General features: G+C 52.7%; 25 protein-coding genes. 14 read left to right on the top strand and 11 right to left on the bottom strand.

Annotated features, from left to right (window positions below; genetic code table 11):
* Positions 1–69: 69 nt before the first annotated feature.
* Positions 70–789 carry a fatty acid metabolism transcriptional regulator FadR gene (gene fadR, locus OGY67_RS03760; RefSeq protein ID WP_003833559.1) on the bottom strand — a complete coding sequence of 240 codons (720 nt, stop codon included), beginning with the start codon at positions 787–789 and terminating at the stop codon, positions 70–72.
* 236 nt (positions 790–1,025) lie between these two features.
* Between fadR and nhaB the strand changes: the two genes are divergently transcribed.
* The 3 genes from nhaB (at position 1,026) to OGY67_RS03745 (ending at position 3,694) form a co-directional block, all read left to right on the top strand.
* Positions 1,026–2,570 carry a Na(+)/H(+) antiporter NhaB gene (gene nhaB, locus OGY67_RS03755; protein ID WP_008785014.1) on the top strand — a complete coding sequence of 515 codons (1,545 nt, stop codon included), beginning with the start codon at positions 1,026–1,028 and terminating at the stop codon, positions 2,568–2,570.
* Between the two features lie 141 nt (positions 2,571–2,711).
* Entirely contained in the window at positions 2,712–3,242 is a 531-nt protein-coding gene (dsbB, locus tag OGY67_RS03750) for a disulfide bond formation protein DsbB (RefSeq protein ID WP_003844060.1), read from the top strand.
* Between the two features lie 110 nt (positions 3,243–3,352).
* Complete coding sequence (locus OGY67_RS03745) at positions 3,353–3,694, top strand: TehB family protein (RefSeq protein ID WP_286573482.1); 342 nt, start codon at positions 3,353–3,355, stop codon at positions 3,692–3,694.
* A 29-nt stretch (positions 3,695–3,723) separates the two neighbouring features.
* On the opposite strand, the gene ycgN is transcribed toward OGY67_RS03745, so the two are convergent.
* From ycgN to OGY67_RS03730, 3 genes are all read right to left on the bottom strand, one after another.
* Positions 3,724–4,170: a cysteine cluster protein YcgN gene (ycgN, locus tag OGY67_RS03740; protein WP_003020944.1), complete on the bottom strand. Its 447-nt coding sequence runs from the start codon at positions 4,168–4,170 to the stop codon at positions 3,724–3,726.
* A gap of 92 nt (positions 4,171–4,262) precedes the next feature.
* On the bottom strand, positions 4,263–4,922 hold the full coding sequence (locus tag OGY67_RS03735; RefSeq protein ID WP_003833734.1) for a fumarylacetoacetate hydrolase family protein: 660 nt from the start codon (positions 4,920–4,922) through the stop codon (positions 4,263–4,265).
* 69 nt (positions 4,923–4,991) lie between these two features.
* On the bottom strand, positions 4,992–5,285 hold the full coding sequence (locus OGY67_RS03730) for a YcgL domain-containing protein (protein WP_003833735.1): 294 nt from the start codon (positions 5,283–5,285) through the stop codon (positions 4,992–4,994).
* Positions 5,286–5,411: 126 nt separating this feature from the next.
* On the opposite strand from OGY67_RS03730, the gene minC reads away from it, so the two are divergent.
* Genes minC through minE form a run of 3 tightly spaced genes read left to right on the top strand, consistent with a single transcriptional unit; the run spans position 5,412 to position 7,225 of the window.
* Positions 5,412–6,119: a septum site-determining protein MinC gene (minC, locus tag OGY67_RS03725; RefSeq protein ID WP_003833736.1), complete on the top strand. Its 708-nt coding sequence runs from the start codon at positions 5,412–5,414 to the stop codon at positions 6,117–6,119.
* Positions 6,120–6,142: 23 nt separating this feature from the next.
* The gene (gene minD, locus OGY67_RS03720) at positions 6,143–6,955 is read left to right on the top strand and encodes a septum site-determining protein MinD (protein WP_003020956.1); all 813 of its coding nucleotides are present in this window, start codon (positions 6,143–6,145) and stop codon (positions 6,953–6,955) included.
* Positions 6,956–6,958: 3 nt separating this feature from the next.
* Positions 6,959–7,225 (top strand): cell division topological specificity factor MinE, encoded by a 267-nt coding sequence (gene minE, locus OGY67_RS03715; RefSeq protein ID WP_003833739.1) that lies wholly within the window; start codon positions 6,959–6,961, stop codon positions 7,223–7,225.
* A gap of 86 nt (positions 7,226–7,311) precedes the next feature.
* Here the strand turns inward: minE and OGY67_RS03710 are convergent, their stop codons facing one another.
* Complete coding sequence (locus OGY67_RS03710; protein WP_020996618.1) at positions 7,312–8,229, bottom strand: LysR family transcriptional regulator; 918 nt, start codon at positions 8,227–8,229, stop codon at positions 7,312–7,314.
* A gap of 103 nt (positions 8,230–8,332) precedes the next feature.
* Between OGY67_RS03710 and OGY67_RS03705 the strand changes: the two genes are divergently transcribed.
* The 4 genes from OGY67_RS03705 to OGY67_RS03690 all read left to right on the top strand — a co-directional run bounded on the left by OGY67_RS03705 (position 8,333) and on the right by OGY67_RS03690 (position 13,474).
* Positions 8,333–9,415, top strand: a complete 1,083-nt coding sequence (locus OGY67_RS03705; RefSeq protein ID WP_234692018.1) for a tartrate dehydrogenase — start codon at positions 8,333–8,335, stop codon at positions 9,413–9,415.
* 251 nt (positions 9,416–9,666) lie between these two features.
* Positions 9,667–11,268 carry a BCCT family transporter gene (locus tag OGY67_RS03700; RefSeq protein WP_234692019.1) on the top strand — a complete coding sequence of 534 codons (1,602 nt, stop codon included), beginning with the start codon at positions 9,667–9,669 and terminating at the stop codon, positions 11,266–11,268.
* A 44-nt stretch (positions 11,269–11,312) separates the two neighbouring features.
* A complete protein-coding gene (yeaW, locus tag OGY67_RS03695) occupies positions 11,313–12,437 on the top strand; it encodes a carnitine monooxygenase, oxygenase subunit YeaW (protein ID WP_003833746.1) in 1,125 nt (374 codons plus the stop codon).
* A gap of 71 nt (positions 12,438–12,508) precedes the next feature.
* Positions 12,509–13,474, top strand: a complete 966-nt coding sequence (locus OGY67_RS03690; RefSeq protein WP_032943752.1) for a PDR/VanB family oxidoreductase — start codon at positions 12,509–12,511, stop codon at positions 13,472–13,474.
* A gap of 49 nt (positions 13,475–13,523) precedes the next feature.
* On the opposite strand, the gene rnd is transcribed toward OGY67_RS03690, so the two are convergent.
* From rnd to yoaA, 5 genes are all read right to left on the bottom strand, one after another.
* Entirely contained in the window at positions 13,524–14,639 is a 1,116-nt protein-coding gene (rnd, locus tag OGY67_RS03685) for a ribonuclease D (protein WP_234692177.1), read from the bottom strand.
* An 84-nt stretch (positions 14,640–14,723) separates the two neighbouring features.
* On the bottom strand, positions 14,724–16,409 hold the full coding sequence (fadD, locus tag OGY67_RS03680; RefSeq protein WP_125362605.1) for a long-chain-fatty-acid--CoA ligase FadD: 1,686 nt from the start codon (positions 16,407–16,409) through the stop codon (positions 14,724–14,726).
* Positions 16,410–16,613: 204 nt separating this feature from the next.
* Positions 16,614–17,198, bottom strand: a complete 585-nt coding sequence (locus OGY67_RS03675; protein ID WP_003020975.1) for a Slp family lipoprotein — start codon at positions 17,196–17,198, stop codon at positions 16,614–16,616.
* A 94-nt stretch (positions 17,199–17,292) separates the two neighbouring features.
* Positions 17,293–17,988 carry a tRNA (adenosine(37)-N6)-threonylcarbamoyltransferase complex dimerization subunit type 1 TsaB gene (gene tsaB / locus OGY67_RS03670; protein WP_100272289.1) on the bottom strand — a complete coding sequence of 232 codons (696 nt, stop codon included), beginning with the start codon at positions 17,986–17,988 and terminating at the stop codon, positions 17,293–17,295.
* A 58-nt stretch (positions 17,989–18,046) separates the two neighbouring features.
* The gene (gene yoaA / locus OGY67_RS03665; protein ID WP_003020980.1) at positions 18,047–19,957 is read right to left on the bottom strand and encodes a DNA repair helicase YoaA; all 1,911 of its coding nucleotides are present in this window, start codon (positions 19,955–19,957) and stop codon (positions 18,047–18,049) included.
* 141 nt (positions 19,958–20,098) lie between these two features.
* Between yoaA and OGY67_RS03660 the strand changes: the two genes are divergently transcribed.
* On the top strand, positions 20,099–20,443 hold the full coding sequence (locus tag OGY67_RS03660; protein WP_003020984.1) for a RidA family protein: 345 nt from the start codon (positions 20,099–20,101) through the stop codon (positions 20,441–20,443).
* Between the two features lie 6 nt (positions 20,444–20,449).
* On the opposite strand, the gene OGY67_RS03655 is transcribed toward OGY67_RS03660, so the two are convergent.
* The gene (locus OGY67_RS03655) at positions 20,450–20,629 is read right to left on the bottom strand and encodes a YoaH family protein (RefSeq protein ID WP_003020986.1); all 180 of its coding nucleotides are present in this window, start codon (positions 20,627–20,629) and stop codon (positions 20,450–20,452) included.
* A gap of 83 nt (positions 20,630–20,712) precedes the next feature.
* On the opposite strand from OGY67_RS03655, the gene pabB reads away from it, so the two are divergent.
* From pabB to sdaA, 3 genes are all read left to right on the top strand, one after another.
* Positions 20,713–22,074, top strand: coding sequence for an aminodeoxychorismate synthase component 1 (gene pabB / locus OGY67_RS03650; protein ID WP_020996620.1), 1,362 nt, complete (start codon positions 20,713–20,715; stop codon positions 22,072–22,074).
* 3 nt (positions 22,075–22,077) lie between these two features.
* Positions 22,078–22,656, top strand: coding sequence for a CoA pyrophosphatase (locus tag OGY67_RS03645; protein WP_003020991.1), 579 nt, complete (start codon positions 22,078–22,080; stop codon positions 22,654–22,656).
* A gap of 183 nt (positions 22,657–22,839) precedes the next feature.
* A complete protein-coding gene (sdaA, locus tag OGY67_RS03640; RefSeq protein WP_003833765.1) occupies positions 22,840–24,204 on the top strand; it encodes an L-serine ammonia-lyase in 1,365 nt (454 codons plus the stop codon).
* The last annotated feature ends 45 nt before the right edge of the window (positions 24,205–24,249 follow it).

Here is a 24,249-nt window from a genome sequence, read left to right as displayed (position 1 = left end):
CCGGCCTACGAAGTGCACGTATTGTAGGCCGGATAAGACGCTTTGGCGTCGCCATCCGGCTTTGAGCAATTAACGACCCTGAATCGCCAAATCGCCCGGCAGGCTCTTTTGCATGCGATGCCAAATTTCGCCACTGTCGTGACCATAGCGACGCACCGTTTCATACACCTGCTCATGAGCGCCCTGCTCGCAGAGTTCTGACAGTTTACGGTAGAAGCTCAGCGCCAGCGCGCGCGCTTCCGGATTGGCAAAATAATGACGACCAATGCGGGTATATAATCCTTTCATACCGTTGAGGATCAAACCGTAAATCGGATTGCCGGAGGCAAATGCCAGGCCGCGGAAAATGTTATAGTCCAGATCGGCAAATGCGTCAGCGTGGTCGGCCACCTGATTTGCCGTCGCCAAAACCTCCTGTGCTTTATCAGGATGCTGGCGAAACGCAGTGCGAACAAAGATCGTCGAAATATTGGTACGCACGGACAGCAGATTATCAATCAACTGCGGGACACTCTCGTGATCGAGACGCGCCAGCGTTTCAAGAATATTCAGCCCGGAAGTTTCCCAGAAGTTATTCACCTTCGTCGGTTTGCCGTGTTGAATGGTCAACCAGCCATCTCGCGCCAACCGCTGCAATACTTCGCGTAGCGTGGTACGTGTCACCCCAATAAGTTCGGAGAGTTCACGTTCAGCGGGCAAAATAGTGCCAGGTGGGAAGCGGTTATTCCAGATACTTTCAATGATGTACTCTTCCGCGAACCCAGCCGGGCTTTGCGCCTTAATGACCATAGTAAAAATTCCATTACACAGCAAAACATAGTTACACACATCATACCAGATGGGTATCTTAGCTGATAGCTGACGCAATGAAGAAAAAGTGGATCAAGGCTTCATTTTCCAAATAACGCTACAGCACAGCCAACCTTGCCAGTCTCGTGAATAGCTTGCCTGTACTCCCTCCTCCCGCTAAGCTTTGCGGTCAAACATAAAAACATGATTTCATTTTTAAAGGTAGGGAAATCACCATGGAGCTATCATGGGGCCGCGCTATGTGGCGCAATTTTTTAGGTCAATCACCAGACTGGTACAAACTTGCACTGCTTGTCTTCTTAGTCGTTAACCCGATTATTTTTTTCATCAACCCTTTTATCGCCGGCTGGTTGCTGGTGGCCGAGTTCATTTTCACTCTGGCGATGGCGTTAAAATGCTACCCACTGCTGCCAGGCGGGCTGTTGGCTATCGAAGCTGTCATTATTGGCATGACCAGCGCCACGCATGTGCGTGAAGAGGTTGCCGCAAATCTTGAGGTGTTATTGCTGCTGATGTTTATGGTGGCAGGCATCTACTTTATGAAGCAGTTATTACTGTTTATTTTCACGCGTCTGCTGCTCACTATTCGCTCCAAGACGCTGCTGTCACTGTCTTTTTGTGTTGCAGCCGCTTTCCTCTCTGCGTTCCTCGATGCGTTGACCGTCGTTGCCGTGGTAATCAGCGTTGCGGTCGGGTTTTATGGTATCTACCATCGCGTTGCTTCTTCTCGCGCGGAAGACAACAACATGCTTGATGACAGCCATATCGATCAGCACAATAAAGTCGTACTTGAGCAGTTCCGCGGTTTTCTGCGTAGCCTGATGATGCACGCGGGTGTCGGTACGGCGTTAGGCGGCGTGATGACCATGGTGGGCGAGCCACAAAACCTGATTATTGCCAAAGCGGCTGGCTGGCATTTTGGCGACTTCTTCCTGCGCATGTCGCCAGTTACCGTCCCGGTACTGATTTGCGGCCTGTTAACCTGTGTACTGGTCGAGAAATTGCGCTGGTTTGGCTATGGCGAAACGCTGCCGGAGACCGTCCGTGATGTCCTGCAACAGTTTGACGATCAGAGCCGCCAACAACGTACCCGCCAGGACAAAATTAAACTGATTGTCCAGGCGATTATTGGCGTCTGGCTGGTCGTTGCTTTGGCCCTGCATCTGGCAGAAGTCGGATTGATCGGTTTGTCGGTCATCATTCTGGCAACCTCGTTGACCGGCGTAACCGACGAACATGCGATAGGTAAGGCCTTTACCGAGTCGCTACCCTTCACCGCGCTGCTGACCGTGTTCTTCTCTATTGTCGCGGTGATTATCGATCAACAGCTCTTTTCGCCGATTATTCAGTTTGTTTTGCAGTCGTCTGAACATGCACAACTGACGCTGTTTTATCTCTTCAACGGCCTGCTGTCTTCGATCTCTGATAACGTTTTTGTTGGTACGATTTATATCAATGAAGCCAAAGCCGCGATGGAACATGGGACCATCAGCCTTAACCAATTTGAGCTGTTGGCGGTGGCGATCAATACCGGGACCAACCTGCCTTCGGTGGCCACGCCAAACGGCCAGGCTGCATTCCTGTTCCTGCTGACCTCTGCACTGGCGCCGTTGATTCGCCTCTCTTATGGTCGCATGGTGTGGATGGCCCTGCCTTATACTCTCGTCCTGACGCTCGTCGGCCTGCTTTGCGTCGAGTTCACGCTAGTTCCGGTGACCGAGTGGATGACCCAAACGGGCTGGTTAGCTACACTTTCATAACAATTAACCGGGCAAATCACTGCCCGGTTTGACTTTTTGCATGATAAATATCCGATTACGCAAATTTTCAATTCCCGCTAGTGGCGCATAAAGTGAATTGGTTTAAACTGCGGTCTCTACGCATGTTGCAGGGAAATGATTATGTTGCGATTTTTAAACCAGTGCTCCCGAGGTCGTGGAGCATGGTTATTGTTGGCGTTAACCGCCTTTGCGCTGGAGCTCGTCGCGCTGTGGTTCCAGCACGTCATGCTGCTAAAACCTTGCGTGTTGTGTATTTACGAACGTAGCGCATTATTTGGCGTGATGGGTGCAGGGCTGGTGGGTGCTATCGCACCAAAAACACCACTGCGCTATGTGGCGATGATAATCTGGATTTACAGTGCCTGGCGCGGACTTCAGTTAGCGTATGAGCACACCATGATTCAGCTGCACCCATCCCCGTTTATGACCTGTGATTTTGCCGCACGCTTCCCAAGCTGGCTGCCACTGGACAAATGGCTGCCGCAGGTGTTTTTAGCGTCCGGTGACTGTGCTGAGCGCCAGTGGTCTTTTTTAACCCTGGAAATGCCGCAGTGGCTGTTGGGGATCTTCGCCGCCTACCTGGTGGTCGCCGTGCTGGTAGTGATAGCACAGCCGTTCAAACCGAAAAAACGTGACCTCTTCGGTCGCTAACAGAGACGCTCCTTCGGGAGCGTTTTTTTTGCCTTAAATTCATTGCCTGCTGGCATCTATAAGATGTATATTAAATACATCTTATAGATGCCACACCAAGGAGATGTCTTATGTCCCATTTACGCATCCCGGCAAACTGGAAAGTTAAACGCTCTACTCCCTTCTTCACGAAAGACAACGTCCCGGCAGCACTTCTTTCTCACCATAACACTGCAGCAGGCGTTTTTGGCCAGCTTTGTGTGATGGAAGGTACGGTAACGTATTACGGCTTTGCCAATGAAGACGCAAAAGAGCCTGAAGTAAAAGTGGTGATTAATGCCGGTCAGTTTGCGACCAGTCCGCCGCAGTACTGGCATCGCGTTGAATTAAGCGACGACGCCCAATTCAACATCAATTTCTGGATTGAAGATGACAACCATGGCGATGAGATGTATCAGGCGAAAAAGTCTTAAGCCTTAACGCCTGCTAATCGATGGGCGGCTTAGTCCGCCCATGAAGGTTTGTTCAAAATATGATCCTGCCAGTCACGCACTTCCGATTCTTTCACTGCAATATGACGTACTGAAATACGTTCACCGTGCATCGCCGCTTTTGATCCCGTCAGCAGTGGATGCCACTCCGGCAGCCCTTTACCTTCCGCTAGCAGACGATACGCACAGGTCATCGGCAGCCATTCAAAGGTGGGCAGATTATCGCGCGTCAGTTTGATACAGTCAGGCTCGTACTCGAATCGGCGTTCGTAATTACGGCACTGACAGGTTTTGATATTGAGCTGCTTACACGCGACGTTAGTAAAATAGATTTCGTCGGTGTCTTCATCCATCAGCTTATGCAGGCAGCATTGACCACACCCGTCACATAATGACTCCCACTCGGCATCGGTCATTTCATCCAGGGTTTTACTTTGCCAGAAAGGTATGTCGCTCATCAGGGTATCCGCTATTGCAATAAAGCTGCACCTTATAACCAGTCTGGCACGCTGATGCAAGTTTTGCCGCCCGAAAAGGCGGCAAGAAGAGATTACAGCACGCGTGTCGTCAGCGTTTGACCATGAAAACTGATAGCCAGTTCATCACCGCTGTTTAACGGCCCAACTCCTGCTGGCGTCCCCGTCAACACAACATCGCCCGCTTTGAGGGTAAAGAAACGACTCATATAGGCAATCAAAGGCACGATTTGATGGATCATATCCGCCGTGGTGCCGTGCTGGCGCTGCTCACCGTTAACCGTTAACCCGAGCATCGTATCCTGAGGATCACCATTAAATTCCGCCACCGGAATAAACCCTGACAGCGGGCAAGAGTTATCAAAGCCCTTCGCTTTTTCCCACGGTTGCCCCGCCTTCTTCATTTTGCCCTGAATATCACGCAGGGTCAGATCCAACGCGACGCCATAGCCCGCAATGGCTTTGCGCACATGTTCTTCCGTCGCCTGACGTAGGGTCGCGCCAATCAAAACAGCCAGCTCAACTTCATGGTGAACCGAACCCATATCAGATGGGATCACCAGCGGCTGGCGTAAATCGCACAGCGCGGTTTCCGGTTTAATAAACAGCACCGGTTCTTCCGGAGGCGTTCCACCCATCTCTTTAATATGGTTGGCATAGTTACTCCCTACGCAAACCACCTTACTCACCGGATAATCCAGCAGAGCACCATGCCAGTTATGATGTTGATACATTACTTTCCCCTAACGTAGTTATCAATTTCAGGTACTGCATCGATGGGGCGTGCTGCTGCCGGATGCAGTTTAACGTTTATCGTCTGGTGTATTTTGTTTCGTCGCGGCCAGATGCTGTTTAAGTAAATCTTCTGGCGGCGGTGGTATTTGTAAATAATAGCCCTGCTCGGTGAGTGCCTGTTTTACTTTTTCCAGATCGGCATTAACCAGCTTTTTACGGCCATCAAGCGGCAACATCATTGCCAGCGTCGGCTGACCAAATCCTTTCATCAGTTCTTCAGGAACTCGCGAGAAATCGTCTTTTTTTTCGACATATAAATAGGTCTGGTCACGTTTACTGCTTCGGTAGATCACACAAAACATATCTTTTACTCTGAATTCACGGAATGGTGGCTTGCCTCAATATAATACTGACTATAACATGCCTTATAGTCTTCGGAATATCACCCCGCGCTGGGGATGATAAATAGCAAATTGAGTAAGGCCAGGATGTCAAACACGCCAATCGAGCTTAAAGGCAGTAGCTTCACCTTATCAGTGGTTCATTTACATGAAGCAGAACCCGAGGTTATTCGTCAGGCGTTGGAAGACAAAATCGCGCAGGCACCTGCTTTTTTAAAACATGCTCCCGTAGTGGTTAACGTGAGTGGTCTTGAAAGCCCGGTAAACTGGTCAGCGCTGCAGAAGGTTGTCGCGTCTACCGGATTGCGCATTATCGGCGTTAGCGGATGCAAAGACGCCAGACTCAAGGCTGAAATCGACGAAATGGGTCTTCCTTTACTGACTGAAGGTAAAGAAAAAGCTATTCGTCCTGCGCCCGTTGAGGCCCCGGCTCCCGTCGCTCCGCCACAAAACGTTACTCCCATCACAAAAACACGATTAATAAATGTGCCGGTTCGTTCCGGTCAGCGCATTTATGCACCACAATGTGATCTGATTGTTACAAGCCACGTCAGTGCAGGCGCAGAGCTTATCGCTGATGGCAATATTCATGTTTATGGAATGATGAGAGGCCGTGCGTTGGCAGGCGCAAGCGGTGACCGGGAAGCGCAAATTTTTTGTACCCATCTGACGGCAGAACTGGTGTCTATCGCAGGTGTTTATTGGCTGAGTGATAAAATCCCAGCAGAATTTTATGGCAAAGCGGCACGTCTGCAATTAGCAGAGAACGCTTTGACAGTTCAACCGTTGAATTGATCCCTTTTTAACAAGGAATTTCTATGGCACGCATTATTGTTGTTACTTCGGGTAAAGGGGGCGTTGGCAAAACCACCTCCAGCGCGGCCATCGCTACAGGTTTGGCCCAGAAGGGAAAGAAAACTGTCGTTATTGATTTTGATATCGGCCTGCGTAATCTTGATCTGATTATGGGTTGTGAACGCCGCGTCGTTTACGACTTCGTCAACGTTATTCAGGGCGATGCGTCGTTAAATCAGGCGCTAATCAAAGATAAGCGTACCGAAAATCTATTTATTCTTCCGGCCTCACAAACTCGCGATAAAGACGCGCTGACGCGTGAAGGCGTCGCGAAAGTTCTGGACGATCTGAAAACGATGGAATTCGACTTCATCGTCTGCGACTCTCCGGCGGGTATTGAAACTGGTGCGCTGATGGCCCTGTATTTTGCCGATGAAGCGATTATTACCACCAACCCGGAAGTCTCCTCTGTACGTGACTCTGACCGTATTCTGGGTATTCTGGCGTCGAAATCTCGTCGCGCGGAAAACGGTGAAGATCCAATTAAAGAGCATTTGTTGCTGACGCGCTACAACCCTGGCCGCGTAAATAAAGGTGACATGCTGAGCATGGAAGACGTACTGGAAATTCTGCGAATCAAGCTGGTTGGCGTGATTCCTGAAGATCAGTCAGTCCTGCGCGCGTCTAACCAGGGTGAGCCGGTTATTCTCGACATCAATGCTGATGCCGGTAAAGCCTATGCTGATACCGTAGACCGTCTGTTGGGAGAAGAACGTCCTTTCCGCTTCATTGAAGAAGAGAAGAAAGGTTTCCTCAAACGCCTGTTCGGAGGATAAGTTATGGCATTACTGGATTTTTTTCTCTCGCGGAAAAAGAGCACAGCGAACATCGCTAAAGAGCGACTGCAGATTATTGTTGCGGAACGTCGTCGTAGTGACGCCGAGCCACATTATTTACCGCAGCTGCGTAAGGATATTCTCGACGTTATCTGTAAGTATGTACAAATTGATCCCGAAATGGTCACAGTACAACTTGAACAAAAAGACGGCGATATTTCGATCCTCGAACTTAACGTGACATTACCTGAAGCGGAAGAGTCTAAATAAGCTCTTTTGTCGCTAAATCATGGTTACGAAAAAGGCAGATTATTCTGCCTTTTTTATTTTCTGTCTCTGACTAACCTATCGAGCATTTATTCCAAAGTAAACTTTGGGTAGTTTTCGGCAAAATAGCGGCGTAAATACTCAACCGTAATACGGATTTTTGCCGACGTCGCCAGCCGGGAGACATAAACCGCCCATATATTGGCGGGTTGATAATACTCAGGCAATATATGCACCAGATGTCCGCTGGCAATGTTGTCGCAAACGTCCCACCACGAACGCAAAGCAATTCCCTGCCCATCCAGACACCATTGATGTACCACTTCGCCATGGTTAGACGACAGCGGCCCCGTAACCTTTATTGAGTGTGCGCCCTCTTTATTACGCATTTGCCAGATACCAAACGGATGGTCACGTTCTTTAATAACCAGGCAGGGGAAAGTAGAAAGATCGTTCAGTTGTTTCGGCACTCCATGCCGCGCCACAAATTCCGGCGAGGCGCACAGAATACGATAGTTAGTCGCCAGCTTGCGGGCAATCAGGTTCGGCGCGATATCATCCCCGATACGAATATCGAGATCGACGCCCTCATTGACCATATCTACCAGACGGTCTTCAACATCGAACCTCAGTTCTAACTGCGGGTACTCTTTTGCCAGCGCAGACAGCGCCGGAGCGACCACCCGGCGGCCAAAACCAAAGCTACTGATAATTCGTAGCATCCCCTGCGGGATCTGCCTGGCATCGGACAGCTCGTCCATCATCTGATCGACATCCTGCAGGATCCGCTGTGCCCATTCGTAGATCCGCTCCCCCTCTTCCGTGATGGTTACGCGCCGCGTTGTTCGGTGCAACAGCACCACGTTCAGCGTTTGCTCCAACAGGGCAACGCGCTTACTGATAAAAGCCGGAGATACGCCCAGCTCTTCGGCAACGGCGGCAAATCCCGCACGACGGGCAACCAGCATAAAGACGCGTAAATCATTTAGCAGCGGCAGATTATTCATGATCTGTGTTTTATGTTTCACCAGTTAGGGGGATTAACTATTAATCAGTCAATTATAGGATACGGGGAAAGTCAATTTTGATGGCGTACAAGTGAGAGCTGCTATGAAGAAAACCTGTCGTATTGCCGCTATCCCCGGAGATGGCATTGGTAAAGAAGTCCTGCCTGAAGGCATTCAGGTGTTGCAGGCAGCCGCCGAGCGTTGGGGGTTGTCACTCAGCTTTGAGCAAATGGAATGGGCCAGCTGCGAGTACTACGCCCATCACGGAAAGATGATGCCGGATGACTGGCATAAGCAGTTACAATCCTTCGATGCTATCTATTTTGGTGCCGTTGGCTGGCCGGAAACCGTACCGGACCACATCTCATTATGGGGTTCACTGCTTAAGTTTCGCCGCGAATTCGACCAGTATGTCAACCTGCGCCCGGTACGCCTGTTTCCGGGCGTACCTTGCCCACTGGCAGGTAAGCAGCCTGGCGACATCGATTTCTATGTGGTGCGCGAGAACACCGAGGGAGAATACTCTTCACTCGGCGGACGCGTAAGCGAAGGTACAGAACACGAAGTGGTTATCCAGGAGTCGGTCTTCACCCGTCGCGGTGTGGATCGAATTTTGCGTTACGCTTTCGAGCTGGCGCAAAACCGCCCGCGCAAAACCCTGACCTCGGCGACCAAATCCAACGGCCTGGCCATCAGCATGCCGTACTGGGACGAGCGTGTAGAAGCAATGGCGGCTCACTATCCCGAGATCCGTTGGGATAAACAGCATATTGATATACTCTGCGCCCGCTTTGTGATGCAGCCGGAGCGTTTTGACGTGGTGGTTGCCTCCAACCTGTTTGGCGACATCCTCTCCGATCTCGGTCCAGCCTGTACCGGAACGATTGGCATTGCGCCTTCAGCCAACTTAAACCCGGAACGCACCTTCCCGTCTCTGTTCGAGCCAGTACACGGTTCGGCCCCCGATATCTACGGCAAGAACCTCGCCAACCCTATAGCGACTATCTGGGCTGGCGCCATGATGCTCGACTTCCTTGGCAACGGTGATGCTAACTATAAAGCCGCCCACGACGGTATTCTGGCGGCAATTGAGCAGGTTATTGCCAGCGGCCCGAAAACACCGGATATGAAAGGCAATGCCACCACCCAACAGGTTGGCGAGGCCATCTCTCGGGCATTGCGTTAGAGGTCAAACCACGGAATATGAGCCGCGTCACTGACGCGGCTTTTTTATGCTTTTTATGGCACCAATAACCTGCGCCAATTCACCTTTTATTATTTCCGTTCTGTGTTTTATTGCTTCACGCATCGAGCAATTGTTTAATTCATGTAAAGAACAAATAATAAAATTGTTAAATACAAGATCACTGATTCCCTACAGCATGATAACAACGACAGGCTAATGCCATACGCGGGCAACTGTGCCCAGGAGATCCCATGTTGAGCAACGTTAAGAAAAAAGACATGCCGCTGATAGCCATCAGTCTGGTGGCTATTCTTTTCATCGCCGCCACACTTAGTCTCTTCCCTCAGCAGTCTGCACAAGTCGCAAATACCCTTTTTAACGGCGTTACCCGGATGCTGGGTTCCGCCGTGCAGATCCTCGTTCTGATGGCGATGGGTCTGGTCGTCTGGCTGGCCACCAGCAAATACGGCAACATTCGTCTGGGAGAAGGAAAAGCGGAATACAGCACGCTGTCCTGGCTGTTTATGTTTATTTGTGCCGGACTAGGTTCCTCCACGCTCTATTGGGGCGTTGCTGAGTGGGCCTATTATTACCAGACCCCAGGTCTGAATATCGCTCCGCACTCGCAAAAAGCGCTGGAATACAGCTTACCCTACTCTTTTTTCCATTGGGGAATCAGCGCCTGGGCGACCTATACGCTGGCTTCATTAACCATGGCCTACCACTTTCATGTGCGGAAAAACAAAGGGCTGAGCCTGTCCGGAATAATCGCCGCTATCACCGGCGTGCATCCGCAGGGCGTCTGGGGCCGGCTGGTTGATTTGATGTTCCTGATCGCCACAGTTGGCGCGTTAACCATCTCTCTGGTTGTCACCGCCGCCACCTTTACCCGTGGTTTATCTGCTCTCACAGGTTTACCGGATAACTTCACCGTACAGGCGTTTGTTATCCTGTTCTCTGGCGGCATTTTCTGTCTGAGCTCCTGGATTGGCATCAACAACGGCTTGCAACGTCTGAGCAAAATGGTCGGCTTGGGGGCGTTTTTACTGCCGCTGCTGGTGCTGATTGTCGGCCCGACCGAGTTCATCACCAACAACATCATTAACGCCATCGGTCTGACGACACAAAACTTTTTGCAGATGAGTCTGTTCACCGACCCGCTCGGCAACGGTGAGTTCACCCGCAACTGGACGGTGTTCTATTGGCTGTGGTGGATCTCCTACACCCCTGGCGTGGCAATGTTTGTCACTCGCGTATCCCGTGGTCGCAAAATCAAAGAGGTTATCTGGGCGTTAATCCTGGGTAGTACCGTTGGCTGCTGGTTCTTCTTTGGCGTGATGGAAAGCTACTCCATTCACCAATTTGTGAACGGTGTGATCGACGTACCGCAGGTTATGGCCACGTTAGGCGGCGAAACAGCCGTACAGCAAGTGTTGATGTCGTTGCCTGCCGGGAAACTGTTCCTGGTGGCGTATCTGGCGATCATGATTATTTTTCTCGCCTCGCATATGGATGCCGTCGCCTACACCATGGCGGCCACCAGCACGCGTAACCTGCAGGAAGGGGAAGATCCGCAGCGTAGCTTACGTCTGTTCTGGTGCGTGGTCATCACCCTGATCCCATTATCAATTTTGTTCACCGGCGCGTCCCTGGAAACCATGAAGACCACGGTGGTTCTGACCGCACTTCCCTTCCTCGCCATTCTGTTGGTGAAGGTTGGCGGTTTTCTTCGCTGGGTACGGCAGGACTATGCCCACGTTCCTGCACATCAAATTGAAGGTCATCTCCCCGAAACGCCAGTGGACGTCCCCGTCGCACCACCGGCCGGGACATTACTCAAAGGCGACAATTAAGCGCCAGTAAAAAATCCTCTTACTCACAAATTAAAGGTATTCCAATGAGCAATCTGAGCCCTGAGTTTATTCTGCCGCAAAATTTCTGTGCCAACCCGCAGGACGCCTGGACTATCCCTGCCCGGTTCTATACCGACCATCAGGCCTTCGAGCACGAGCAGGAGAAAGTGTTCGCTAAGAGCTGGATTTGTGTAGCCCACAGTAGCGAACTGGCGAAACCCAATGACTATGTAACCCGGGAAGTGATTGGCGAGAACATCGTGCTGGTACGTGGTCGCGATAACGTGCTGCGCGCGTTCTACAACGTTTGCCCGCATCGTGGTCATCAGCTGTTGAGCGGCGAAGGGAAAGCGAAAAATGTGATTACCTGCCCTTACCACGCCTGGGCATTCAAGCTTGACGGTAACCTGGCGCATGCACGTAACTGCGAAAACGTTGCCAACTTCGACAGTGAGAAAGCACATCTCACCCCGGTACGGCTGGAAGAATATGCCGGATTCGTGTTTATCAACATGGATCCGAACGCGGGCAGCGTAGAAGAACAACTCCCAGGTCTTGCAGACAAAGTTATCGAAGCCTGCCCTGATGTGCATGACCTGAAGCTGGCGGCGCGCTTTACGACCCGAACTCCAGCCAACTGGAAGAATATTGTCGATAACTATCTGGAGTGCTACCACTGCGGCCCGGCTCACCCTGGTTTTTCCGACTCGGTTCAGGTTGATCGTTACTGGCATACTATGCACGGCAACTGGACGCTACAATACGGTTTCGCCAAACCGTCAGAGCAGTCATTTAAGTTCGAAGAAGGTGTTGATGCCGCCTTCCACGGTTTCTGGCTGTGGCCGTGCACCATGCTCAACGTTACGCCAATCAAAGGCATGATGACCGTTATCTACGAATTTCCAGTGGATGCAGAAACTACGCTGCAAAACTATGACATCTACTTCACCAATGAAGAACTGACCGAAGAGCAGAAACAACTGATCGAATGGTATCGCAACGTCTTCCGCCCTGAAGATTTACGTCTGGTTGAAAGCGTCCAAAAAGGGTTGAAATCGCGCGGGTATCGCGGTCAGGGCCGCATTATGGCCGACACCAGCGGCAGCGGTATCTCCGAACATGGCATTGCCCATTTCCATAATCTGGTCGCGCAGGTGTTTCAGGAATAACCAGAGGCTGTAACGACAGGTTCCGGCGTATCGTTAAGCAGCGCCGGACAGATTTTTTAGGGAGTGCCGCAATGTCTGATTATCAAATGCAAGAAGTCCGGGTCAGCCGGATTGAGACGATTACCGCGCAGGTAAAACGCTTTACTTTAACGGCGACATCAGGCGAGCCGTTGCCCGCGTTTCAGGGTGGCAGCCATATTATCGTGCAGATGCGCGATGGCGAGAATCTGTACAGCAATGCTTACTCGCTGATGAGTTCCCCCTTTGATACGAGCGCCTGGCAAATCGCCGTACGACTGGAGGAAGCATCCAAAGGCGGCTCACGATATCTGCATCAAAACGTGAAACCCGGCGACACGCTCACGATCTCCACACCAAACAATCTGTTCGCCCTCGCCCCTCAGGCACAACAACATCTGTTGATTGCCGGAGGTATCGGCATCACACCGTTTTTATCGCATATCCCGGAACTGGAACACTCTAAGGCGCAATGGCAACTGCATTATTGCTCTCCCAGTCAGGACAACTGCGCGTTTTATGACGAACTTCTGCAACACCCCAGCGTCGATCGTATTCATCTGCATCTGTCAAGCGCAGGGACCCGCCTTGATTTATCTCGCCTGCTGGCCGATGTCGAACCCGGAACACATATTTACACCTGCGGTCCAGCAGTGCTCAACGATGCCGTCAGAGAAGCGGCTTCCCTCCATAGACTGGACAGCAATACGCTACATTTCGAACAATTTGCGCTGGAAGATAAAAGCGGTGATGCCTTTACCCTGATTCTGGCGCGTTCCGGACGCGAGTTTGTGGTCCCGGAAGAGATGACCATTTTGCAGGTTATCGAAAATAACAAAGCCGCGCGCGTTGAGTGCCTGTGCCGGGAAGGTGTTTGCGGCACCTGTGAAACGACGATTCTTGAAGGGGAAGCGGATCACCGCGATCAGTATTTCAGCGACGACGAAAAAGCCAGCCAGCAAAGCATGCTTATTTGCTGCTCACGCGCCAAAGGTAAGCGCCTGGTGCTTGATTTGTAGCGTTGCGCAGGCCGGGTTAGCAATGGCGCAACCCGGCGAGCCTGGTGACTTACTGCGGATATTCCTGCAGCAGCGCGTTGAGACGATCGGACATCAGTTCGCCACGCCAACCGGAAACCAACTCCGGCAGGGTCTGCTGCGGCTTTAATTTCCAGTGCCAGTTGAGTAGCTGGTTGATTTGACGGCGTGAAGCCAGCAGTTCGACGCTAAGATTATGCTCAGTACTTACCTCGGCAACCAGCGCCTTAATAGCTTTAAACGCTTTGCGGTATCCAGGCATATCCATCAAATTCAGCAGCGGCTGTGGCAGTGATTCTTCCGGTAAAGCCTGCGCTTTTTCTACCAGAGAAATCAGCGTTTTGCCGTGGAAGCGAATTTCACTACCGGAAAGGCCGAGGCTGTCCAGTTCACCCAGACTCCCTGGCATATAACGAGCGACCGCCCACAGGTGTTCTTCACGCACCACAAAGTTCACCGCCAGATCGCGCTCACGCGCTTTACGCAGTCGCCAGTCGGCAAGCAGTTGCAGGCAGGCCAACTGACGAGTACGCAACTGCCAGGCGTTAGTGATATCGCGCCATGCGTCTTCAGGCGCCAGAACCTCCTGGCGACGCTGCTGCATTAAGCGACATTCGTCCAGTGCGGCTGGCAGCCAGCCGCTGGCTTCAGTTTCAACCATCAGTTTTGTGGTGATCGGTAATAGATACCAGACATCAGCCGCCGCGTACTCACACTGACGCTCGGTCAGCGGTCTGGCCAGCCAGTCGGTGCGGGATTCGCTTTTGTCCAGCGCCACCCCCGTAAACTCTTCCACCATCGAGGCAAACCCCCACGACATCGGACGACCGCAAAAAGCAGCCAGAATTTGTGTATCAATCAACGGCTGCGGCAGTTCGCCAAAAGCGTTGAGAAACACTTCCAGATCTTCGCTACCTGCATGCAGGAATTTGGTGATGGCAGTATCACGCAGAATATCGCGCAGCGGCGACCAGTCGGTGATCCCCTGCGGATCAATCAGAGCAACGTGTTTGCCATCAAACAGCTGGATCAGCCCCAACTGCGGATAATAGGTACGCGTGCGAACAAATTCTGTATCCAGGGCTATCGCCGGAAATTCACGGACGGCTTCGCACAGCGTGGCCAACGCGTCGTCCGTGGTGATCATTTGATAATTCAAATCGTGCTCTCTTAGGTTTGCGCCAAAAAAAACGCCGGATTTCCCGGCGTTTTCTACTGGCTGACTTAACGCTCAGCCTTTATTGTCCACTTTGGCACGCGCTTCGTCACGTAATTCTCGTCGCAAAATTTTACCAACGTTAGATTTCGGCAACTCATCGCGAAACTCCACCAGCTTTGGTACTTTATAGCCCGTCAGGTGACGACGACAGAAAGTGACCAGCGCGTCATCGGTTAACGAGGCATCTTTCTTCACCACGAAAATTTTCACCGCTTCACCGCTGCTGCCGGACGGAACCCCAACAGCAGCCACTTCCTGCACGCCAGGGTGTTGCATAACCACGTCTTCAATTTCATTAGGGTAGACGTTAAAGCCGGACACCAGGATCATATCTTTCTTACGATCGACAATACGCAGGAAGCCTTCATCATCCATCACCGCAATATCGCCGGTGTGCAACCAGCCGTCTTTGATGATTTCGTCAGTGGCGTCTGGTCGCTGCCAGTAGCCCAGCATCACCTGTGGACCTTTCACACACAGCTCACCCGGTTCTCCCGGCGGCACTTCGTTGTCGTCGTCGTCCACCAGCTTGACCTCAGTGGAGGGAACCGGTAAACCGATACTTCCGCTGTGGTAGTCAATATCGTGAGGGTTGACACTCACCAGCGGCGCGCACTCCGTCAGGCCATAGCCTTCCAGCAGATACTGCCCCGTAAGCTTCACCCAACGTTCAGCTACCGCCTGTTGAACCGGCATTCCGCCACCTGCTGAAAGGTGCAGTGACGAGAAGTCCAGTTGCTGAAACTCTTTGTTATTCAGCAGCGCGTTAAACAGCGTATTTACGCCGGTCATCGCGGTAAACGGATACTTCGCCAGTTCTTTGACCAGTCCTGGGATATCACGCGGGTTAGTAATCAGCAGGTTTTGACCACCCAGCTCAATAAACAGCAGGCAGTTCATCGTCAGCGCAAAAATGTGATACAGCGGTAGAGCCGTTACCACCAGTTCTTTGCCCGGATGCAGCAATGGGCCGTAGGTGGCGTTAACCTGCTCCAGGTTAGCCAGCATGTTGCGGTGCGTGAGCATCGCGCCTTTCGCCACGCCGGTTGTCCCGCCGGTATATTGCAGAAACGCCAAATCTTCCGACACCACTTCGGGCTTCACATACTGCATGCGATAGCCGTTTTGCAGCGCACTGCGAAATGAGATGGCATCCGGCAGGTGATACTTCGGCACCAGGCGCTTGATGTACTTCACGACAAAGTTAACCAGCGTTCCTTTGGCGGTAGACAGCTGATCGCCCATACGCGTCAGGATCACGTGTTGCACCGACGTTTTGTCGACCACCTTTTCCAGCGTATGAGCAAAGTTAGATACGATGACAATCGCCGACGCGCCGCTGTCGTTGAGCTGATGTTCCAGCTCGCGAGGCGTATACAACGGGTTCACGTTCACGACGATCATGCCGGCACGTAAAATCCCAAACAGTGCGACCGGATATTGCAGCAGATTCGGCATCATCAGCGCGACGCGATCGCCCTTTTTCAGCCCGAGCCCCTGTTGCAAATATGCGGCAAACGCACGGCTACGCTCTTCAAGCTTGCGGAAGGTCATCACCTCCCCCATGTTTACAAACGCGGGCTGATCGGCATACCGTCTTACTGAGTGTTCAAAGAGTTCCACCAGGGATTGATAACGGTCAGGATTGATCTCCGCAGGAACACCAGCGGGATAACGGTTAAGCCAAACCTTTTTCAATACATCACCTCTAAAATGCGTATTCGTCGTCATCACAACCCCAGGCAATAAACAAACTGTTAACATAATATTAACTCAGCGTACCAGTTTGTTTATTACACAACGACAAGGTTGCGAAGCACGTCACTATTTATTTTTCTTATATCCACGTTAATGCAGAAACAGCGGACGAGCCGCTGTTTCTTTTACCATTAAAACAAAGAGTTACTCTGTTACTATGGTCTGAACCTGTGCCGGGCCGGGATTGTACCAGCCCCATCCGCCGTAGCCACCGTAAGGCCAGCCACGCGCACCGTAGAACCAGGGGTCGATAGGCTGAGGCGGCATGACAATCTGCTGAGTAATATGCCAGCGTTTATAACCAGTTACCTGCATCAGCATGAATTTATACGGCGTATTACCGATTTTTCCGTCCACTGTACCGCTTATCGGGCCGACGACGGTGACCAGTTGCCCGCGAAAGTCCACCGGGTCAAGGAAGCCATTTACATCAGCATATATCCGCCCACGAGAGGCTTCACCCAGCACGGGGCGTGCACCGCTATCGAGCGGAACGGTGGCAATTTCCAGACGGGATTTTCCCTGCTGGTTCTGAATATCCACCACTTTGCCGCCGAAACGCGCTTCCTGTCCGACATACAGCTGCGGCGCATTCATCACCCGCACCAGATCCTGCTGCGGCATCGGGCTCGAACCTTTAATCGCATCCGGGATGGTGACGCAGCCGCTAAGCATTAACGCTAAGGCCCCCGCCAACACACCTTTCAATAACTGCTTTTGCACCGCCATATTGTGACTCCCTTTTCTTAGCTTCTGCCCCGGCCTGTTCACAATGCTGTGCACTGACGACTGTACGTCTTAGCCGGGGTTCTACTACTAAGATTCATTCTTTACCGGGAAGTTTCTTCCACGCCACGGTGTTACGTAAATAAACCGGTTCAGCGTGTTCGACTGCTACGGTCTCACCCGCAGCCAGCATTTGCGTGGCGATGGGCAGCATGTCTTCAGCCGCTGGAAGCAGCACGTCACCATCGCTGAGCGTCAGCCCGCTGTCTTTACCAAGCTCTGGCCATGCCGGCCAGCCCGTCCCGACCGTCACCCACTCGCCAGACAGCTGCAATAAACGCTCATGTACCTGCTCGGGGGTTAACACCGCTTCGGTTTCTTCACCGTGCCAGTTACCGTTGTCATCACGCTGGTATTCGGCCCAGTAGACTTCGCCCATTCGCGCGTCAATCGCCGCCAGCACGCGAGTCGCGCCCGACTTACGCCAGGCGCCCTGCGCCATGGTCGCCAGGGTGGAGACGCCGATCATCGGTAAGTTTGCGCCTAACGCCAGCCCCTGAGCAATGCCAATACCGATACGCACGCCGGTGAAACTGCCGGGACCGCGACCAAACGCCAGGGCGTCGATATCGGTTAACGTGAGATCGCCAGCGGCCAGGATTTCCTGAACCATCGGTAAAATTCGTTGGGTGTGTTCTCGTGGGCAAAGCTCAAAGTGAGCCTTGATAGTACCGTCATTCCACAGGGCAACAGAGCACGCCTCTGTGGCGGTATCGATAGCCAGAATTCGCATGGGTGTTTGTGATCAGATCAATAAATTTGGCGCGCATCTTACCACACTCCGTAACAAATTACTCAGTCGTTGGTATGGCAAGAAAGCGAACCGCGCGAGCGATGTCACGCGTCCGCGGCGCAGGAGGAAGACTCGCCAGGAAGGTGGCGCCGTATGGCCGCATAACCAGACGATTGTCGCAAATCACCAGCACGCCGCGATCGTCAGCATCACGTATCAGACGCCCTACACCCTGCTTCAGGGTGATTACCGCATCCGGCAACTGGACGTCTTCGAACGGATCGCCGCCGCGCAGTCGACAATCCTCCATTCGGGCTTTTAACAGCGGGTCGTCCGGCGAGGTAAACGGCAGTTTATCGATTATCACCAGCGACAGCGTATCGCCGCGCACGTCCACGCCTTCCCAGAAGCTGCTGGTGGCAACCAGTAGCGCATTACCTGCGCTGACAAACTGCTGTAGCAGTTGTCCTTTGCTGGTTTCGCCCTGCAGCAGTACGGGAAGCGTCATAGTAGCGCGGAATTGTTCCGCCAGATCGCGCATCATCGCGTGCGAAGTGCACAGCATAAAACAGCGACCGTTGTTCGCTTCGATAATAGGTCGCAGCATGGATGCCAGCTGACGCGCAGCCCCCGGCTGGTTGGTTTGCGGGAGATTACGCGGCACGCACAGCAGCGCCTGGCGCGTGTAATCAAATGGGCTCGGCAGCAGCATCGACTCGGCATCTTCAATACCCAGTCGTGCAGTGAAATGATGCAGGTCATCGTTTACCGACAGCGTCGCGGAAGTAAAAATCCAGCAGCCCGGCTTTTGTTCCATCACTTCTTTGAATTTATCCGCCACCGTAAGCGGCGTCAGCGCGAGGGTGAAATGGCGGGAGGTGCATTCATACCAGTAGCTGAAGCCTGGCTGGTTGATCTCTTTCAGGCGCTTCAGACGCGCACGATAAAGCGTGGCGCGCTCAAACGCGGCATCCAGCAATGCCGAACGTCCGAGAGACAGCTTCGCCACGTCATAACACAGCTCCAGCGTGTCATCGAGCAGCAAAAACGCGCGCTGTACGCGCTGGTCGGCCAGCAGTTCCCGCAGGTTTCCGCGATAGCCCGGCTCACCAAGCTGCAAGCGGAAGTCCTGAGCGCTTTGTGCAAGGCGATCGGCGCACTTTTGCAGCTGCTGAGTGTCTTTCAGCTCGGTGCGATAGGCAATGGTGATGTCTTTCGCCAGGTCTAACAGCTGGCGACTGGAGAGCGATTGACCAAAGTACTGGCTGGCGATATCCGGTAACTGATGCGCTTCATCGAAGATCATCACATCAGCTTCCGGGATCAGTTCGCCAAACCCGCTCTCTTTTACCACCATATCGGCGAGAAACAGATGATGGTTAACCACGACGACATCCGCATCCATCGCTTTTTTACGCGCTTTAACGACAAAACACTCTTTATACAGCGGGCAGTCGCTGCCCAGACAGTTGTCATTAGTGCTGGTCACCAGCGGCCAGGCCTGAGAGTCTTCCGCCACGCTGACGCAGGTGCTGATGTCCCCATCAAGGGTTTGATTTGACCAGGAGCGCAGCAGAATGACGTCGCTTAACGTTTGTACCGGCAAGTCGCCACCCGCCAGCGCCTGCTGTTCGAGACGCTCAAGGCACAGATAGTTTGAACGCCCTTTCAGCAGCGCCAGTTTACCGGTGAACTTCAGTGCTTTCGCGACGGTCGGGAGGTCGCGGCTGTATAGCTGATCCTGCAACGCCTTCGAGCCCGTGGAGACAATGACCTTCTTTCCGGCACGCAGCGCTGGGGCAAGATAAGCGTAGGTTTTACCCGTTCCGGTTCCGGCTTCTACCACCAGCGGTTGTGATTTTTCGATGGCATGACTGACGGCGATGGCCATCTGCCGCTGTGGTTCTCGCGGTTTAAAACCCGGTATCGCTTTAGCCAACTGACCGTCTGCTGCAAAATCGTCCGTCACACTGCCCCCTGTTCATTTGAACAGGGATTATGTCAGGCCAGCGGGTCTTTCGCCAGTTGAAGAGGTGACGTGGGCACAACATTATGGCAGTCTTGGCGCAACCCAAAGCTATTATGAAAAAACGTAAACGAGGAATGATTTATGACGATTGTGCGCATTGATGCCGAAGCGCGTTGGTCCGACGTGGTAATCCACAACAACACGCTGTATTACACCGGCGTGCCGGAAAATCTGGATGCAGACGCCTTTGAGCAGACGGCAAATACGCTGGCGCAAATTGATGCGGTGCTGGAAAAACAAGGCAGTAACAAGTCACGTATTCTTGATGCCACCCTGTTTTTGGCAGACAAAAACGATTTTGCCGCCATGAACAAAGCCTGGGACGCGTGGGTCGTTGCTGGCCACGCGCCGGTACGTTGTACCGTTCAGGCCGGATTGATGAACCCGAAATACAAAGTTGAGATTAAGATAATCGCTGCAGTTTAAGCGGCGTTATTCGTCTTCATCTTCAAAACGCGCCACGATCCGCTCGCCGGTATGACTGGCGCGTAACTCTTCAGCAACCAGAGCAATGGCTTGTCCGCTGCTCATCCCCTGCGACATCAGCTCCTGAATACGCTCTACCGCTTTTTGCTGCTGCTCATGACTGAGTGAAGGTAAACCTGCAAACATTGTTAACTCCTGCTAAATTGTCTGCGCTAATTATTTCATGCTACCGGGCAGTTAGCCAGTAGAGTAGCAACGAGTCAGGACTGATGAAGACGTTATCTCCCGCAGTAATCACATTACCCTGGCGTCAGGACGCCGCTGAACGCTATTTTTCGACATTAAGCCATCTGCCCTGGGCGATGCTGCTGCATTCAGGTCAAGCCGACCATCCGCATAACCGCTTTGATATTCTGGTGGCGGATCCCGTCACCACGTTGGTTACACGTGCTGAAGAGACCGTAGTGCAGGACGGGCACGCAATCACGCGCTCGCTTGATGATCCAATGACGGTATTACATTCCGCGCTAGCTGCACACAAGATTCACCCCGAGTATCACCCGGATCTGCCGTTTCAGGGCGGCGCGTTAGGTCTGTTTGGCTACGACCTTGGCCGACGCTTTGAATCTCTGCCCACTATTGCTGAGCGCGATATTACGCTACCGGATATGGCCGTTGGCATTTACGACTGGGCGCTGATTGTTGACCACAAGTTGCAGACCGTATCGCTGCTCAGCCATACCGATGTCGAGGCTCGCCTGAAATGGCTCGACGCGCAACAACCGCCAACGCGTGAGCCGTTTACATTGACCTCGGCGTGGCAGTCCAATATGAGCAGCGCCCGGTATGGCGAAAAATTCCGCCAGGTACAGGGCTATCTGCACAGCGGCGATTGTTACCAGGTCAACCTCGCGCAGCGTTTTCAAGCGCGTTACGAGGGGGATGAGTGGCAGGCATTTGTCAAACTCAATCACGCTAACCGCGCCCCGTTCAGCGCGTTTATTCGTCTTGAGGAAGGCGTTATCCTCAGCCTTTCGCCAGAACGTTTTATTCTGCTGGAGAACCAGCATATCCAGACCCGTCCTATTAAAGGTACGTTGCCCAGGCTTGAAGATGCCGATGCCGATCGTGAGCAGGCCCGGCGGCTGGCGAATTCGCCGAAGGATCGTGCGGAGAACCTGATGATCGTCGATTTGATGCGTAATGATATTGGCCGCGTTGCCGTACCGGGTTCGGTACAGGTTCCGGAGCTGTTTGTCGTCGAACCGTTCCCTGCCGTTCATCATTTGGTCAGCACCATTACCGCACGTCTGCCAGAGTCATTACACGCCACCGATCTGCTACGCGCCGCCTTCCCCGGCGGCTCTATTACCGGTGCGCCGAAAGTGCGGGCGATGGAAATTATTGACGAACTGGAGCCACAAAGACGTAATGCCTGGTGCGGCAGCATCGGTTATCTGAGTTTCTGCGGCAATATGGATACCAGCATCACCATTCGCACGCTGACAGCCACAAACGGACAAATTTATTGTTCCGCTGGCGGCGGCATAGTGGCGGACAGTCAGGAAGACGCTGAATATCAGGAAACATTTGATAAAGTGAATCGTATTTTGCACCAACTGGAGAACTGAGACGTGGAATACAGCAGCCTGACGCTTGATGATTTCTTATCGCGCTTTCAACTCCTGCGCCCGCAGGTCAATCATGCCGCGTTAAACCAGCGCCAGGCCGCCGTACTGATCCCCGTCGTGCGTCGTCCACAGCCGGGGTTGTTGTTAACCCAGCGTTCCGTTCACCTGCGCAAGCACGCCGGACAGGTCGCCTTCCCCGGTGGGGCGGTGGATAGCAGTGATGCCTCGTTAATTGCCGCCGCCCTTCGCGAGGCACAGGAGGAGGTGGCGATCCCACCTTCATGCGTAGAAGTGATCGGCGTTCTGCCGCCAGTCGACAGCGTGACCGGTTTCCAGGTCACCCCAGTGGTAGGCATTATCCCGCCTAATCTGCCGTATCGTGCCAGTGAAGATGAAGTTTCAGCCGTGTTCGAAATGCCGCTGGCCCAGGCCCTGCATTTAGGTCGTTACCACCCGTTGGATATTTACCGTCGTGGCGATTCACATCGCGTATGGCTTTCCTGGTATGAGCAATATTTCGTCTGGGGAATGACTGCCGGAATAATTCGTGAGCTGGCGCTGCAAATTGGCGTCAAGCCCTGACTATACTTATCTTTACGCGCGCCATAGACAACTTGAAACTCAGGTCACAACATTAGTAAAACCGCGGTTATCTATTAGTTTAATTCATGTGAATAGTTAAGCCGATCGCCGCGTTCCCTCTTACACTATGCGCAGTTATAACATCGTTACTGGAAAGCCCAGTCGCCCTGTAGGAGTATTATCGTGATTAGTCTATTCGACATGTTTAAGGTGGGGATTGGTCCCTCATCTTCCCATACCGTAGGGCCTATGAAGGCGGGTAAACAGTTCGTCGATGACCTGGTCGAAAAAGGATTACTGGACAGCGTTACTCGTGTCGCCGTCGACGTGTATGGTTCACTGTCGCTCACGGGTAAAGGTCACCACACCGATATCGCCATTATTATGGGTCTGGCGGGCAATGAGCCTGCTACCGTGGATATTGATAGCATCCCCGGATTTATCCGCGACGTAGAAACGCGTGGACGCCTGCTGCTTGCACAGGGGCAGCACGAAGTGGATTTCCCGCAGAATGACGGGATGCGTTTTCACAACGGCAACCTGCCGCTGCATGAAAACGGAATGCAGATCCATGCGTACAATGGCGAAACCGTCATTTATAGCAAAACCTACTACTCAATCGGCGGTGGATTCATCGTTGATGAAGAACATTTTGGTCAGGATGCCGCGGGCGAGGTCAGCGTGCCTTATCCGTTCAAATCCGCGACTGAAATGCTGGAGTACTGCAATAGCACCGGCCTGTCTCTCTCTGGCATGGCGATGCAGAACGAACTTGCTCTGCACAGCAAAAAAGAGATTGAAGAGTACTTTGGCCACGTCTGGCAAACCATGCAGGCCTGTATCGATCGTGGCATGAACACCGAAGGTGTGTTGCCGGGTCCGCTGCGCGTTCCTCGTCGTGCTTCAGCTCTGCGTCGTATGCTGGTTTCCAGCGATAAGCTGTCCAACGATCCGATGAACGTGATCGACTGGGTGAACATGTTCGCGCTGGCCGTTAACGAAGAAAACGCCGCGGGCGGTCGCGTGGTGACAGCGCCAACCAACGGTGCCTGCGGTATCGTGCCTGCGGTATTGGCCTATTACGATCATTTCATCGAGTCCGTCAGCCCCGATATCTATACCCGCTATTTCCTGGCGGCCGGTGCAATTGGCGCGTTGTACAAAATGAACGCCTCAATCTCTGGTGCAGAAGTAGGTTGTCAGGGTGAAGTGGGCGTAGCCTGCTCCATGGCTGCCGCTGGTCTGGCTGAACTGTTGGGCGCGAGCCCTGAGCAGGTGTGTGTTGCTGCCGAAATCGGCATGGAACATAACCTCGGCTTAACCTGCGATCCGGTTGCCGGTCAGGTACAGGTTCCGTGCATTGAGCGTAACGCCATTGCTTCAGTGAAGGCGATCAACGCTGCGCGTATGGCAATGCGCCGTACCAGCGCGCCGCGCGTCTCGCTGGATAAAGTCATTGAGACCATGTACGAAACAGGTAAAGACATGAACGCCAAATACCGCGAAACGTCACGCGGTGGCCTGGCAATCAAAGTTCAATGTGACTAATACTTAATTTTCGCCCATCTGCGACGGATGGGCGAATTTGCCCCC

Origin of the sequence: Citrobacter sp. Cpo015 (genome assembly GCF_030333035.1) — a bacterium.
Lineage (GTDB): Bacteria > Pseudomonadota > Gammaproteobacteria > Enterobacterales > Enterobacteriaceae > Citrobacter > Citrobacter portucalensis.
This window is presented reverse-complemented; position numbering and strand designations above follow the sequence as displayed.